General features: G+C 49.6%; 16 protein-coding genes. All 16 read right to left on the minus strand.

Annotated features, from left to right (window positions below):
* Nucleotides 1–56 precede the first annotated feature (56 nt).
* The 16 genes from CHH53_RS00495 to CHH53_RS00570 all read right to left on the minus strand — a co-directional run bounded on the left by CHH53_RS00495 (nt 57) and on the right by CHH53_RS00570 (nt 15983).
* On the minus strand, nt 57–944 hold the full coding sequence (locus tag CHH53_RS00495; protein ID WP_233134729.1) for a C40 family peptidase: 888 nt from the start codon (nt 942–944) through the stop codon (nt 57–59).
* Between the two features lies 1 nt (nt 945).
* Nucleotides 946–2037: a dipeptide epimerase gene (locus CHH53_RS00500; RefSeq protein WP_095214162.1), complete on the minus strand. Its 1092-nt coding sequence runs from the start codon at nt 2035–2037 to the stop codon at nt 946–948.
* Nucleotides 2034–2960, minus strand: coding sequence for a S66 peptidase family protein (locus tag CHH53_RS00505; RefSeq protein WP_095214163.1), 927 nt, complete (start codon nt 2958–2960; stop codon nt 2034–2036). The genes CHH53_RS00500 and CHH53_RS00505 overlap by 4 nt, the downstream gene beginning before the upstream one ends.
* Before the next feature lie 72 nt (nt 2961–3032).
* Nucleotides 3033–4658, minus strand: a complete 1626-nt coding sequence (locus CHH53_RS00510) for a peptide ABC transporter substrate-binding protein (protein ID WP_095214164.1) — start codon at nt 4656–4658, stop codon at nt 3033–3035.
* Between the two features lie 25 nt (nt 4659–4683).
* Nucleotides 4684–5673, minus strand: a complete 990-nt coding sequence (locus CHH53_RS00515; protein ID WP_095214165.1) for an ABC transporter ATP-binding protein — start codon at nt 5671–5673, stop codon at nt 4684–4686.
* 5 nt (nt 5674–5678) lie between these two features.
* Complete coding sequence (locus tag CHH53_RS00520) at nt 5679–6632, minus strand: ABC transporter permease (RefSeq protein ID WP_095214166.1); 954 nt, start codon at nt 6630–6632, stop codon at nt 5679–5681.
* A 1-nt stretch (nt 6633) separates the two neighbouring features.
* The gene (locus tag CHH53_RS00525) at nt 6634–7569 is read right to left on the minus strand and encodes an ABC transporter permease (protein WP_095214167.1); all 936 of its coding nucleotides are present in this window, start codon (nt 7567–7569) and stop codon (nt 6634–6636) included.
* Nucleotides 7570–7582: 13 nt separating this feature from the next.
* Nucleotides 7583–8407, minus strand: a complete 825-nt coding sequence (locus CHH53_RS00530; RefSeq protein WP_095214168.1) for a M55 family metallopeptidase — start codon at nt 8405–8407, stop codon at nt 7583–7585.
* A gap of 165 nt (nt 8408–8572) precedes the next feature.
* A complete protein-coding gene (gene murA, locus CHH53_RS00535) occupies nt 8573–9883 on the minus strand; it encodes a UDP-N-acetylglucosamine 1-carboxyvinyltransferase (protein WP_095214169.1) in 1311 nt (436 codons plus the stop codon).
* A gap of 33 nt (nt 9884–9916) precedes the next feature.
* On the minus strand, nt 9917–10624 hold the full coding sequence (locus CHH53_RS00540) for a YwmB family TATA-box binding protein (protein ID WP_095214170.1): 708 nt from the start codon (nt 10622–10624) through the stop codon (nt 9917–9919).
* 76 nt (nt 10625–10700) lie between these two features.
* Complete coding sequence (locus CHH53_RS00545; RefSeq protein WP_095214171.1) at nt 10701–10934, minus strand: DUF1146 family protein; 234 nt, start codon at nt 10932–10934, stop codon at nt 10701–10703.
* A 190-nt stretch (nt 10935–11124) separates the two neighbouring features.
* Entirely contained in the window at nt 11125–11529 is a 405-nt protein-coding gene (locus tag CHH53_RS00550; RefSeq protein WP_143594444.1) for a F0F1 ATP synthase subunit epsilon, read from the minus strand.
* A 38-nt stretch (nt 11530–11567) separates the two neighbouring features.
* Entirely contained in the window at nt 11568–12962 is a 1395-nt protein-coding gene (gene atpD / locus CHH53_RS00555) for a F0F1 ATP synthase subunit beta (RefSeq protein WP_095214173.1), read from the minus strand.
* Nucleotides 12963–12985: 23 nt separating this feature from the next.
* Nucleotides 12986–13852, minus strand: coding sequence for an ATP synthase F1 subunit gamma (atpG, locus tag CHH53_RS00560; RefSeq protein WP_095214174.1), 867 nt, complete (start codon nt 13850–13852; stop codon nt 12986–12988).
* 61 nt (nt 13853–13913) lie between these two features.
* Nucleotides 13914–15419: a F0F1 ATP synthase subunit alpha gene (gene atpA, locus CHH53_RS00565; protein WP_095214175.1), complete on the minus strand. Its 1506-nt coding sequence runs from the start codon at nt 15417–15419 to the stop codon at nt 13914–13916.
* A gap of 18 nt (nt 15420–15437) precedes the next feature.
* The gene (locus CHH53_RS00570) at nt 15438–15983 is read right to left on the minus strand and encodes a F0F1 ATP synthase subunit delta (protein ID WP_095214176.1); all 546 of its coding nucleotides are present in this window, start codon (nt 15981–15983) and stop codon (nt 15438–15440) included.

Below are 15983 nucleotides of genomic sequence, written 5' to 3' on the forward strand. Positions count from 1 at the left end.
CTCCATGGTTTGCTAGAACATCTGTCCAAAAAAAATAGAGTGCCGCGGGCACTCTATCAGTTCCAATATCTCCTGATGGCACAAAGCTCGGTTTCGTAAACCGTATCAGCCAAATCGAGTATTTCGATTTGTTTCCCTGTTTTCGGTGCATGCAGCATTTTTCCGTTTCCATGATAGAAGCCGACATGATGGATGCTCCCTTTCCCTGCTTCATATGCAAAAAACAGCAAATCACCTGGCTCTGCCTGATTCAAAGCTATCGGCTTTCCCTCCAGAGCCTGTGCACTGGCATCCCTTGGAATGGTGTATCCGCCGGCCAGATGCATATTATAAGCAAAGCCGGAACAGTCATAGCCCCAGCTGCTCATGCCGCCCCATAGATAGTCCAAGCCGATGAATTGTTCTGCATAGGCGATCAGTTCCGATCCGCTCTCCTGCCGCTTGGCACAGAAGCCGCTTTCAGACTTGGAAATCCTCCCCGGGCCGAGCGGTGTCAGGACCGTGAAGGCAGTCCCTGATTCATGTGCCAATGGAAGTCTTGTCAGGTAACTGAGCGGAATTCCTTCCCCAGTCTCATCAAGGATAAGCGTGCCCTGCTTTGCCCTTACTTCGATCATGCGATCGGTCTTCGGAAGAGGGGCCGCTAGCTGCCGGGCCGGAATCCATCCAGGATAGCCATTTATTTCTTTCGGCGTGGACTGGGAGGGAACCACAACCTTGATCCAGTCATCCTTTTTCCCCACTTCCCATACCGTTGTCCCGAATAGCACTTGGGACTGAAGCAAATCGTTCTCATGGAGCTCCAAGCGGTCAGCGTGCGACAGCTCATGCACCCAGCGCGCTGGATCGGCTGGATTACCGGCAATGGACATATCCACCTGCCTGGCCGAGCCGGGATGCGTCCATAGATTCGCGACGGAAACAGCAATCATATGCTCTTTCATATCATTTTTCCTCCAAGGCATCCACAGCCAGGATACCAAGCCCGGGAGATGCATTCAGCATAAGTCTTTCCCCTTCATAACGGACCCCTCCCGTTACGATATCATTCCGCAGCATGAGCGGTGCATCGAAGTCGACACGGGTGATATGCGTCTGGCTTGCTGCCAGATGCGCTGCTGCACTGATACCAATCCGGGATTCGATCATACATCCCATCATGCATTCCACACCATGGCTCCCGGCAATGCGGGCTATGTCCAATGCTTGCTGAATGCCGCCTGCTTTCATCAATTTGATATTCAGCAAGTCCGCCGCCCGCATTTCCAAAATCTTCAGGGCATCCTGCGGGGAAAATAAGCTTTCATCTGCCATGATCGGTGTTTGGACATTGGCTGTCACATACTGCAGCCCCTTCAAGTCGGCAGCTGCCACAGGCTGCTCCACAAGCTCGATATCCAATCCCAGGTCCTCCATCCTGCTGATGGCGCGGATGGCTGTCTTTGTATCCCAGCCCTGGTTTGCATCAAGCCGGAGCGTGATATTGGAGCCGGCTGCCTCCCGGACTGCAAGGAGCCGTTTCATATCCGTATCGATGTCATTCTTGCCGACTTTTATTTTCAAGGTATGGAAGCCATCTTCTACGAATGCTGCTGCATCAGCCGCCATTTCCTCGGGACTATTGACGCTGACGGTATAGTCTGTCTCCAAGGTATCCCTGGCTCCGCCGAGGAATTGATATAAAGGCAATCCGGCATGCTGTGCGATACAATCATGCAAGGCCATATCCACTGCTGCCTTGGCGCTCGTATTGCCTATGAGACACTGCTGGAGCTTTTTGAGCAGCATATCCCTTTCCATCAGCGACATGCCAAGGATGGCCGGCTCTATGACAGCCTTCACGGCATATCGAATGCTCGCCAGGCTGTCCCCGGTTATGACATGTGTCGGCGGAGCCTCCCCCCAGCCGATCAAACCATCATCTGTCGTCACTTTCACCACAACGGATTCTGCAACCGTCACTGTTCGAAGCGCGGTCTTGAAGGCTTTCTTTAACGGCACAGCTGACTGAAACACATCTATCCGGGCAATCTTCATGCGCTCACTCCTGCCTGTACACGCAATGTTTTCGTCTCGGTGTCCATCGTCGCCTCCGTCCCAAGCGGGATCGTAATATTCGGATTGCAGTGGCCGATGCAAAAGCCCTTCATGATCGGTACATTCAAATCAGCGAAATAATCAACCAGTACTTGGTCGAAGGACAGCGACGTTTCGGGATCTTTCGCGTCGCAATTGGTGAAATCCCCGATAACGACACCTGCAGCCTGCCGAAGCTTGCCTGCCTGCTTCAGCTGATTCAGCATACTATCGATCCGATACGGCTGTTCATCGACATCCTCCAATAGCAGCAGCTTGCCTTTCGTATCAATTTCATCTGGTGTACCCAGCGTGCTCGTCACCAAAGATAAGTTGCCTCCCACCAAGGGTCCGCTGGCCTTGCCGTGCACGATGACCTCCAGCCGGGAAATAGCGGTCGTATAGACGATTTCCTGCGGTATGAAGAACTGCTGCAGCAGATCATAGCTCAGTTTGGCAAAGTCGGACTCCCCCATGTCGGAAGCCACCATGGGACCGTGAAAGGTGATCAGCCCTGTCCGTTGCCGTATCGCAGTATGTAAATACGTTATATCACTGTATCCGAGCAGCACCTTCGGCTTTTGTCTGATGACTTCGTAATCGAGTAGTTCGACTATCCGTCCGGAACCATAGCCGCCTCGGGCACATATGATCCCTTTTATTTCGTCATCATGGAACATGTCATTCAAATCGGCGGCTCTTTCGGCATCGGTACCGGCAAGATAGCCATACTTATCATGGACGTGCCTTCCCAGCTTCACATGGACACCCAATGATTCCACAATCTTGATGCCTCGCACAAGCTCTTCTCTTTTAATCGGACCTGCCGGAGCTGCAATCCCGATTGTATCCCCTTTTTTCCATACAGGCGGCTTCACGCTCATCTCCTCCTCTTGTTATATGTATGGTCCGGAAGCCGGAAAAGAAGTGGCTTTCACCACTTCTTTCCTTCTTCCTTATTCAATATCAGCCCATTTCAGCTCCAAGTAGCCGACTGGGTGCATGATGATATTCTTCACATTCGTCTTTTGCAAATACACATGCTGGTAGAAGTGCAGCGGCACGATCGGCATTTCATCCATCAAGATCTTTTCCGCTTCCATCAGCATCCCGAAACGTTTTGTCTCATCGGTTTGTTTTTTGGAATCAGCAATCAGCTTATCGTATTCTTCGTTGGACCAGCCTGTACGGTTGGAGGAAGAATCAGTTGTAAAGCTTTCCAGGAAGTTGACGGGATCGCCGTAATCCGCAAGGAAGGATCCGCGGAATAATTGATAGACCAATTTCGTCTGCTCTTCACTGAATACACTGGATTCAACTGTCTGCAGCTCGACATCCACACCAAGGTTTTCCGACAGCATACTCTGGATGCCTTCAGCCAATCGTTCATTTTCTGTATTGGTGCCATAAGTAAGGGTCACAGCCGGCAGCTCCTCCCAGCCTTCTTCAGCCATCCCTTCTTCCAGCAGCCTTTTTGCTTCGGCTGGATCATCTTGGACAAGATCGCCATTCTCTTCACGGAAATCTGCGCCATCCGGGGTCTCGAACCCATATGGCACAAAACCGCGTGCTGGCTGTTCGCCGATGCCACGGACATACTGCACGATATCATCACGATTCATTGCCATCGCAAAGGCTTTGCGGATCTTTTCATTCGTAAATGGTTCCTTCTGTACATTGAAGCGCAGGAATTGATCGCCTGCCTGTACCTCGGTCACCAATTCCTCGCTTTCCATCAGTTCTTTCGCATTATCGGCCGGGATGGACGATCTGTCCAGGTCACCGCTCTGATACATTTGATATTCGGTGTTCCGGTCAGCAACCATCGCCCAGTTCACCTGATCAAGCTTCACGGTGTCTGCATCCCAATATTCGGGGTTTTTGACCATGATCAGCTCTTTATCATGCGACCAGCTATCGATCTTGAATGGCCCGTTACTTACATATGTCTCTGCTTCGGAGAACCATTCCGGATTTTCCTCGGCAACCTTTTCATTGACCGGGAAGAAAGCCGGATTCGTCAATAGATTCAAGAAATAGCCAGTTGGTGCAGTCAGTGTCACCTTCAGCGTTTTATCATCGACTGCTTCGATGGCAACATCATCGGCACTGCCTTCTCCGCTGTTATATGCTTCCGCTCCTTCAATCACATACGCCAGGAATGCAGGCTGATATGCTTGCTCCGGATCGAGCATATGCTTCCAAGCATAAACGAAATCATTGGCAGTGACGTCATCCCCATTCGACCATTTCGCATCATCGCGCAGCTTGAACGTATATTCCTTCCCATCATCGCTTACTTCCCAATCCTCTGCAATGGCAGCCTGAGGCTGATGATTTTCATCAAGGCGTGTCAGCCCTTCCATCAAGTTATTTACCATCACCCACGAAACGCTATCAAAGCCTTCTGGAGGATCAAGTGATGTAGGCTCCTGACCATTATTCAGGCGCAGGATTTTTTTATCCTCTCCGCCCTCCCCATCACCGCTGCCGCCAGCGCTGTTATTCGCTGTGCACGCAGACAGCAAAAGCATCAATGCAGCAAGACAAGCTACAGTAGATAATTTCCATTTTCTTTTCATCCCTTTTTCCCCCTCTGGTATTTGATCAGACAGGCTGCCTTTTGGCACGTGCATCTTGCAGCCAGCATTCCACTTGATGTGAATCGGAAAGATGGCTGGTCGCTGGATGGACCCTTGCACAAACCTGCATCGCATGGGCACAGCGGGCTGTGAATGGGCAGCCTTGCGGCGGTGCGAATAAATCCGGCGGCGTCCCATCGATCGGCTGCAGCATATCGTCATTCATATCGAGCCGCGGTACGGATTGCAGCAGACCGATGGTATAAGGGTGCTGCGGACGATAGAAAATATCGTCCTTATTGCCGGTCTCTACAATCTTCCCCCCATACATGACAGCAACACGATCCGCTACCCTGGCAACGACACCAAGATCATGCGTGACAAGGATGATGGATACACCTGTCTTTTCCTGGATCTCCTTGAACAATTCCATGATTTGCGCCTGGATCGTCACATCGAGTGCAGTCGTCGGTTCATCGGCAATCAGCAGATCCGGTTCGCAAATCAATGCCATGGCAATGACGATCCGCTGCCGCATCCCGCCGCTGAATTGATGCGGGTACTGCTTCAGCCGGCTTTCCGGGCTGGTGATACCGACAAGCCGGAGCATTTCCAGCGCCTTCTCCTTTGCTTTTTCACTACTGATTGATGCGTGCTGCTTCAATCCTTCCGTCAACTGATCACCGATAGTCAAAGTCGGATTGAGAGCTGTCATCGGATCCTGAAAAATCATCGATATATCGACACCGCGTATGCCCCGCATTTCCTTTTTGGTGGTCTGTACCAAATCCCTGCCTTTGAAATGAATGGACCCTTGGACGATCTTGCCTGATGGAGCTGGGATGAGCTGCATGATGCTGTTGCTTGTCACACTTTTCCCGCTCCCCGATTCTCCCACAATCGCCAGCGTCTCTCCTTTATTCAAATACAGATTCACACCTCTGACTGCCTGGACAGTACCGCCATATGTCGAGAAATGAACATGCAAGTCCTTGATTTCAAGTATTTTTTCCATTCCAATCACCTCCTCAGCTTCGGATCGAACGCATCCCGCAAGCCATCACCCAGTACATTGAAGGCAAACATCGTCAAACTGATGAACAATGCCGGGAAGAATAACAGCCACCAATCTCCCGAAAGGATGGCGGACAAACCATCGTTTGCCATCGATCCCCAGCTGGCATTCGGAGCCTGTATACCAAGTCCTAAAAAGCTGAGGAACGCTTCAGCGAAGATTGCCGATGGAACCGTCAATGTTATCTGCACGATGATCGGCCCCATCGTATTCGGCAGTAAGTTCTTGCGGATGATCCGACCGGTGCTGGCTCCCAATGTTTTGGAGGCAAGCACATACTCATGGCTGCGCAGCTGCATCACTTGACCGCGGACGATCCTGGCCATGCCGATCCAGCCGGTGATCGTCAGTGCCACAATGATGGTGAACAAGCTCGGTCCCATGACCACCAGCAGCAAAATGACGACAAGCAGATGGGGCAGTCCATAAAGTATCTCGATGATACGCATCATGATGCTATCTGTGCGTCCTCCTTTGTACCCAGCGACGCCGCCATAGATTATGCCGATGAAGAAATCGATCAAAGCAGCTGCGACTCCGACAAACAAGGAAACACGCGCCCCATGCCAAAGCCGGGTGAACACATCGCGCCCCAGATTATCCGTCCCGAACCAGTGCGCAGCAGATGGTGCCAGATTCTGGTTGGCAAGCGCCCCTTCCGAAATGGAATAAGGCGAGAAAATCGGGGCAAAGATTGCCGCCAGGATGAGCACAATCAAAAAGAACAACCCTGTGACAGCCAAGCGGTTCTGCTTCAATCGGAGCCAGGCATCCTTGTAAAAGGACAAACTGGGCCGGGCCACTTCTTCTGCTTTTTTCAAATCCTTCTCGATTGGCCGGAACCATTCATCCGGCACGTGCCGGGCCGTCGTTTCGATCGGTCTATTCGGATGCTCCATTTCAGCTGCCTCCTTTCTTATGCAGCTTGATTCTCGGATCCAGGATGCTATACACCACATCTACCAAAAAGAGCATGAAAATGAGGAAGGCACTATAAAATACAGTCGTACCCATAATGACCGGATAATCCCGGTTATTGATACTTTCAACAAAGTACTTTCCCATGCCGGGGATGGCGAAGATGCGTTCGATGACGAACGTACCTGTCAAAATGGCAGCCACCAATGTTCCAAGAATCGTCACTACCGGCATCAGCGCATTTCGCAAGGCATGCTTGATGACAATCTTTGCCGGAGACAACCCTTTTGCCCGCGCAGTCTTGATATAATCCTGCGTCAGCACTTCCAGCATGCTGGATCTAGTCAGCCGGGCGATGATTGCGGTGGGACCTGTCGCTAAAGCGATGATCGGCATGATCATATGCATCGGTGAGGACCAGGTCGCAGCCGGCAGCAGCTGCAGATTGACAGCCAGCTGCTGGATCAGCAAGGTTGCCAGGATGAAGTTCGGTATCGAAATGCCCAATACAGCCAATGTCATCGCAATATAATCGATGATGCCATTATGTTTCAATGCTGCCAGGACGCCCAATGTAATACCGGAAATAAGCGCAATCGTGATTGTCCACATGCCAAGCTCTGCCGATATCGGAAACCCGCGCCCCAGCAAATCGTTCACTGTTTCAGTCGGCTGCTTGATGGAGGGACCGAAATCAAAAGTTGCCAGTGATTTGAGCCAGATACCATATTGGACGATCATCGGCTCATCCAGATGATAATGCGCATTCAAATTCTCCTGGACAGCTTCACTGGTGCTTCGATCCTGGGTCGTGAACGGATTGCCCGGTATGCTGTGCATCAGGATGAATGTCAATGTCGCGATGACGAGAATGGTCGCAATCATGATAAAAAAACGGCGAATCAGATACATTCCCATAAGCTCTCCACTCCTAACTGAAGGTCGTATGCATTGCCAGCTCCGTCATGACGAGCATGGCGCGATACGCTTCGATGATGTCTGCGGCAGGAAAAGCGACAATGGTCGTTCCCGGCTCCAAATACGTGCCAGGCATCAGCTGTGCCCATTCCGCTTGTCCATGATTGGTGAATTCGATCCGCAGGACAATTTTCTCCGGCGGGACGAGCGGCTGTGCAGCGGCCGCTTTCCCCATCGCCTCTTTCACCTTCTCCCGAAGAAGCTTCCCGGCTTTTTTTGGTGTCAGCGTCAGGACTGCAGAGCGCGACAATGACTGTTTGACCGGGACAGTCACCACTTGAGGAATGAGCTGCTCTGCTTCCAGGCATGCTTGATCATCACCCGCGACCAAGAGGACCGGAACACCATAATGGCCTGCAACATATGCATTGAACCCAAGCTCGCCGATTGGCTCATCATTCAAAAAGAAGTTGCGGACCCCGTGAATCATACTATGGGACATGACCCCGAATTGACCTGCCCGTGCATGGTAGCCGGTAAACATCGCTCCCGAAAATGTTGCATCCAATCCCTGTATCATTGAAAGCGGTTTCACTTCTCCAGATATCAAATAAGCCTCTTCGTGCAGCTCCTCCACCAATAGATTGTTCATCTTAGAGTGGCTGTCATTGACAAGGACGTATTCTGCACCGGCGTCCATGGCTGCTTGGATGATATCATTTGCCTCTCTTGTCATTATCCGCCTTGCCCGTTCATAATTATGTTTGGAGCTGTCCACATATGTATGATCCGGTAAACCAACGATCCCTTCCATGTCTACCGACAGATATATCTTCATCCCATCCCCCTCTTTTAAAATTTCTATATTAGGTGAATTTTCAAAATAATTATAGCATAGCCCTATACTGTTAGGAAGAAGAATTACCAATTTGTAGGTAAGATCTTCTGACAAAAGATAAAAAAAATAAGCCTCTTTTTAACAAAGAGACTTATCGGTTTTCACTTAATATGTTGTTGTTTCTTCCACTGTGGCTGCGGCTGCTTCTTCGAACACTTCGTCATTCACCCGTTCGATATCTGCACCAAGCGCTTGCAGTTTGCCATGGAAATTCACATATCCGCGATCCAGATGCTTCAACTCGGTTACGCGAGTATAACCATCTGCGATCAATCCTGCCAGAATAAGGGCTGCTCCGGCACGCAAATCTGTTGCTGCCACTTCGGCGCCTTGCAAATCTGTCGGGCCCTCCATGATGACACTGCGGCCTTCGATCTTGATCTTCGCATTCATGCGGCGGAATTCCTCCACATGCATGAAACGGTTTTCGAATACCGTTTCAGTGATGATGCTGGTACCTTCTGCACATAGCATCAAAGCCATCATCTGCGACTGCATATCGGTTGGGAAGCCTGGATGAGGCAGTGTTTTGACATCTGTCGCAGTCAGCTTCTCAGGTCCGATGACGCGAATGCCATTCGCTTCTTCTTTGATGATGACACCCATTTCTTCCATCTTGGCTACAACAGCACGCACATGTTCAATCTCAATGCCTTCAATCAAGACATCGCCTTGTGTGATTGCTGCAGCAACCATGAAAGTACCGGCTTCGATACGGTCGGCAATCATCGTATGCTCAGCGCCAGTCAATTCTTCGACACCCTCGATGCGGATTGTTTCCGTACCAGCACCTATGATTTTTGCACCCATCTTGTTCAGATAGTTTGCCAGATCGACAATCTCAGGCTCCTTCGCACAGTTCTCCAGGATAGTCGTTCCTTCAGCCAATGCAGCTGCTGTGATAATGTTCTCTGTAGCACCTACACTAGGCACATCCAGATATATTTTAGCGCCCTGCAGGCGTCCTTCAGAGCGTAATTCAACAAAACCGTTGCCTACTTGCACACTCGCACCCATCGCTTCGAAACCTTTCAGGTGCTGATCGATAGGCCGGGAACCGATTGCACAGCCGCCCGGCAGTGCCACTTTCGCATGACCGAAACGAGCCAATAATGGGCCTAATACCAATACAGACGCCCGCATCTTCCGAACATATTCGAAAGGTGCCTCCGTCGTCATCTCCTTGGCGGCATCGACAGAGATCGTTCCATTATCGAATACAACCTCTGCGCCCATGCTGCGCAATACTTCATTGATCGTAAAAACATCGGCTAAAGCCGGAACATTATGAATAACACTTTTTCCTTTACTAGCAACTATACTTGCTGCGATGACAGGCAGTACGGCATTCTTCGCACCTTCGATCTTAACAGATCCCTTAAGCTGCCTTCCACCACGGACGATGATTTTTTCCAAGTTTCATTCTCCTCCGCGTCCAATTTCACTATATTAATATTCAGTCGTTATGATAGGCGTTCCTACAGTTACGGTTGATTGCCCATTCCCATCATGCAGCGCAAGCTGGATATTCATGTTGTCTGCCAAGGAACGGCTGGCCTTCAATTGTGTTGTATGCCCTGTTGTCGTAGTGTAAACGTTATCTTGCATATTCGTTAGTGGTTGAACATCTAATTTTTCCATGACATTCTGAAACAAAATACCACCGCTTATTTTATCATCGAAACCCGCTTTGAGACAAGCGAATTTTGTCGCATCCTGGGTGAAAAATCGTGATTCTGCAGCAGCCGTCTTGTCTTGGACATAATGGTGTACCTTATCCGTCCAATCCGAACCGGAAATTGTGTAGATGAGTTCAGCCTGGTATTCCTTATCTGTAGGTACTACCAACAATATATGTTCGTCAATGGAGTATTGTTTATGGGGGGTATGTACTATAAATTTAGAAGCTTTATCCGTTTTTTGTTCATAAATGGGACCTGCTTCATCCAGGTCTGCCAGATAGGCTTCCAAATCATCCTGGGAGATTGCCTCACGTATGGTGATTTCAAAAGAAAGCAGCTCTGTTCCTTCACTTTCCAGGACAGTATACATGCGATCCAAATCCTCTGATACCTCAGCTATCCCCGCCCCTTGGGACTCCAAACCATTGCCGATCAACATAATGAATACTACGATCAATGCAAGATAATGTTTCATTTTTTTCTCCCCTGTCCGTCCATTTTAGAAACAGTATGAACACAGGGGATGGAGATTATACATGCTTGCTAGATTACTAGAATAGATACTGAAGCTGTTTGGTCCAGCCGACCAATTGAAGGAACGCATTACTGACAGTCGTTCCGATGACAATGGTCAGGAAGATAACCAGCATCCTTGCTTCGAAGACTTTTCCCTTCTTTATCAACGCATCTACATTGATCCCCATCAAAATACGCCAAGTAATTGCCATGAACGCAATATGGGAAGCTATCCCAAGCAGCGCGTCCTGCCCTAAAACAGCAAACATAACTTACACTCCTTTGCGGATAAGCAGGTACATGCTGCTAGGTCAGACATGTAATACCCTCTTATCCTAATTTCCGTTCCATTAAACGCTTTTCCTACAAATTATAACGGCAAATGCCATTGTCCGCCATCATTATTGCCCAGGAAATCAAGTAAAAAAAACAGCATTCCGACAGGAATGCTGTTTTTCTTTAACGGGCATGCGTTGCGACATCTAATCGATTGATTGCCCGGTTAAGCGCTTGTTCAGCGCGGATTTTATCTAAGTTGGCCTGCTTTTCCTGCAGACGTTTCTCAGCGCGCTGCTTCGCCTGTTCTGCACGGTCCACATCAATGTCACTTGCTCTTTCAGCAGACTGAGCAAGGATTGTGATCCTGTCAGGACGGACCTCGAGGAATCCTCCGCTGACAGCAACCCAATCCGTACGACCTTGGATCTGTAGACGAACCGAGCTAACCTTCAATGGTGCCACCAACGGAATGTGGCCCGGCAGGATGCCGAGTTCCCCATTTTCCGCTGTACAGCTAACCATTTCATAGTCTTCTTCCAGAACAGGACCATCAGGAGTAACAATGCTTGTTGTTACGGTACTCATCAGGAGCCCCTCCTATCCTACTATTGCATGATTGCTGCTTACTGGTTGACGCCAGCTTGTTCAAGCACTTCCTCGATACGTCCAACAAGGCGGAAGGCATCTTCCGGGATATGATCGTATTTGCCTTCCAGGATTCCTTTGAAGCCTGCAATTGTTTCTTTTACAGGTACATAAGAACCTTTTTGGCCGGTGAACTGCTCGGCAACGTGGAAGTTCTGTGAAAGGAAGAACTGTACGCGACGCGCACGGGCAACGACAAGTTTGTCTTCTTCACTAAGCTCATCCATACCCAGAATCGCAATGATATCCTGCAATTCACGGTAACGCTGCAATGTTTGCTGTACTTGACGCGCTACATTGTAATGCTCTTCGCCGACTATATTCGGATCCAATGCTCTGGAAGTGGAAGCCAGCGGATCCACCGCAGGGTAGATACCTTGCTCGGAAAGCTTACGGTCAAGGTTCGTAGTTGCATCCAAGTGCGCGAATGTCGTAGCCGGAGCCGGATCTGTATAGTCATCGGCTGGTACATATACAGCTTGGATGGAAGTAACGGAACCGACATTCGTGGATGTGATCCGTTCTTGAAGCTGCCCCATTTCTGTGGCAAGCGTCGGCTGGTAGCCTACTGCAGATGGCATACGGCCAAGCAATGCGGATACCTCGGAACCTGCTTGTGTGAAACGGAAAATATTATCGATGAACAGCAATACGTCCTGACCTTCCTGATCACGGAAGTGTTCTGCCATTGTCAAACCAGTCAAGGCTACACGCATACGTGCTCCAGGCGGTTCGTTCATCTGACCGAAGACCATTGCTGTTTTTGAGATAACGCCGGAATCTTTCATTTCGAAGTACAAGTCGTTTCCTTCACGTGTACGCTCACCAACCCCAGCGAATACGGAAATACCGCCATGTTCTTGCGCGATGTTGTTGATCAGTTCCTGGATAAGTACGGTTTTACCTACACCCGCACCTCCGAAGAGACCGATTTTACCACCCTTGATGTATGGAGCCAGCAGATCGACAACCTTGATACCTGTTTCAAGGATTTCCGTTTCTGTTGCCAGATTCTCAAAATCCGGAGCTTCCCGGTGAATCGGATCCTTCTTGATTTCACCTTGGATAGGCTCATCCAAATCGATCGTTTCACCTAATACGTTGAAAATACGTCCTAGTGTAGCTTCCCCTACAGGTACGCTGATCGGCGCTCCTGTATCCACTACCTCTTTTCCGCGCTGTACGCCTTCCGTAGAAGACATCGCGATTGTACGAACACTGTCGTCACCAAGATGAAGTGCCACTTCCAAAGTCAAAGAAGTCGTTTCGTTCACTTGGACAACTAGTGCATTATAGATGGCAGGCAGGTGGCCGTTCGGGAAACGTACATCCACAACCGGACCCATAACCTGTGTAATGATACCTTTGCTCATCTGGATCCCTCCTATCTGTATTCTTAAGATTGCTGCGCAGCCGCTCCGCTGACAATCTCACTGATTTCCTGTGTAATAGCTGCTTGACGTGCACGGTTATAAGTAAGTGTCAGCTCATCAATCCGCTCGTTGGCATTATCTGTCGCATTTCTCATCGCTGTCATACGGGCTGCGTGCTCACTTGCTTTCGCATCTAGCAGCGCACCGTAAATCAAGCTCTCGGCATATTGAGGCAGCAATACCTTTAAAATTCCTTCTGCATCCGGCTCGAATTCGTACATACTCTGTACGGAACGACCGTTTTCCGCAGAAAGATCTGTTAATGGAAGCAGCTTCTGGGAAGTCACTTCCTGGGAGATGGCGCTGTTGAAATGGTTATAGAACAATACCAATTCATCGATTTCCTCTTCCAGGAACATTTCCACCGCTTCGGATGCAATCTGCTTGATATCAGCAAAATCAGGCTGATCAGGCAATCCGATGATTTCTTTGGCGATCGGCATATCATTCTTCCTGAAGAAGTCACGGCCGAATCGTCCGGCAGCTATCACCGTATATTCATCCGCAGAAGCATGCTGGTGCTGGATGGTACGATACACTTCACGAATGACGTTGTTATTGTAACCGCCAGCAAGACCGCGGTCAGCCGTGATGACAAAATAACCTGTCTTTTTGACTGCGCGTGTCTGCAGCATTGGATGTGTCGCATCACCTGATGCGGCGATCTGCGACACGACTTCCTGCATTTTTTCACTATATGGTACGAAAGCTTTTGCATTCTGCTCAGCACGAGTCAGTTTGGAAGCTGAAACCATCTGCATCGCTTTCGTAATTTGTTTCGTCTTTTTGGTAGAGTTTATCTTGCTCTGGATATCTCTTAAGGATGCCAAGGCGCATGCAGCCTCCCTTCGCTAAGGAATACGTGCAGCATTCCGGAATTTATAGAAAATGTTAGTTTACGACGAATGTCTTCTTGAATTCTTCGATAGCATTGTTCAGCTGCTCAGGATCAGCCGGGTTCCCGGTTTCTCTGATACCTTTCAGCAAGTCCGCTTTATTAGCTGCGAACCACGTATGGAATTCCTTCTCGAAACGGACAACCTGCTCAACAGGGATATCATCCAAGTAGCCATTTACGAGCGCATAGATGATCGTCACTTGTTTTTCAACAGAAAGCGGCTCATGCAGGCCTTGCTTCAGAACTTCCACTGTGCGTGCCCCGCGGTTCAAGCGAGCTTGTGTGGAAGCATCCAAGTCAGATCCGAATTGTGCGAATGATTCAAGCTCGCGGAATGCAGCCAAATCAAGACGCAATGTCCCGGCAACCTTCTTCATCGCCTTGATCTGTGCAGATCCGCCTACACGGGATACGGAAAGACCTGGGTTGATCGCAGGACGTACACCGGAGAAGAATAAATCGGATTGCAAGAAAATCTGTCCATCAGTGATGGAGATGACGTTTGTCGGGATATAAGCGGAAATATCGCCAGCTTGCGTCTCTACGAATGGCAAGGCTGTGATGGAACCGCCGCCTTTGGCGTCACTTAGCTTAGCCGCACGTTCCAATAGACGGGAGTGCAAGTAGAATACATCCCCCGGGAATGCTTCACGGCCCGGCGGGCGTTTAAGAAGCAAGGAAAGCTCGCGGTATGCTGCTGCTTGCTTGGAAAGGTCATCATATACGATCAAGACATGCTTGCCGTTATACATGAACTCTTCACCCATTGCCACACCTGCATAAGGTGCCAAGTAAAGCAATGGTGCAGGATCGGAAGCACCTGCTGCAACTACGATGGTGTAGTCAAGGGCACCATGCTTGCGAAGGGTTTCTACTGTACCGCGTACAGTCGATTCCTTCTGGCCGATTGCCACATAAATACAAATCATATCCTGGTCATGCTGGTTCAGGATTGCATCGATTGCAACGGAAGTCTTACCAGTCTGACGGTCACCGATGATCAACTCACGCTGACCGCGGCCGATAGGTACCAGGGCATCGATTGCTTTGATACCGGTCTGAAGCGGCTCATGTACAGATTTACGATCCATTACGCCTGGTGCCGGGGATTCGATCGGGCGTGTCTTGCTCGCTTCGATCGTGCCTTTGCCATCGATAGGCTGTCCAAGTGGATTCACGACACGGCCAATGAGTTCCTGTCCGACAGGAACCTGCATGATGCGTCCTGTACGACGAACTTCATCACCCTCGCGAATGCCTTTGTATTCTCCCAGAATGACGACACCGACATTCGATTCTTCCAAGTTCTGTGCAAGTCCCATGACACCGTTTGCGAACTCGATAAGTTCTCCGGACATTACATTATCCAGGCCATGGACACGTGCGATACCGTCACCAACTTGAATGACAGTGCCAACATCACTTACTTCTATTTCAGCGTCATAATTCTCGATTTGCTGTTTGATCAACGCGCTGATTTCTTCAGCTTTCATGCTCATGCGGTCTCACCTCTATCCTTATTTGCTCACATTTACTAAATTTCGTTCGATACGAGTCAGCTTATTCTTAATCGAGCTGTCGTAGATGGTATTGCCGATCCGTACTTTCAATCCGCCAAGCAGTGCCGGATCGATCTTATTATCAATGGAAACGGCTTTCTTCCCGAGTTTCTTCGCGAAAGTCTCTGCCACTGTCCGGCGCTCTTCTTCGGAAAGCTCCCGTACGGAATGGACTGTTGCTTGGACAGTACCCTGCTTTTCTTCATACAGCGCTTCGTAAGCATCCGCGACTTGCGGGATGCTGCTGATGCGTCCAGCATCCAATAACAGTTTCAGGGTATTGCGAATTTCGATACTTGCAGAGGCAAAACTGGATTCAATCAATGCTTTCTTTTTATCCAAGCTTATCTTTGGCTCTGACAGGTAACGGAGGAAGGCAGCATCGTTTTGTGCCACTTGTTTCGCTGTGTGCAATTCCGTTCTCACGCTTTCCGCGATATCACGGTTCTCTGCCACTTCGAATAGCGCTTCTGCGTATCGTTTTACAATGGTCACATCACGCAT

This window comes from Terribacillus sp. 7520-G (assembly GCF_002271665.1).
GTDB lineage: Bacteria > Bacillota > Bacilli > Bacillales > Amphibacillaceae > Terribacillus.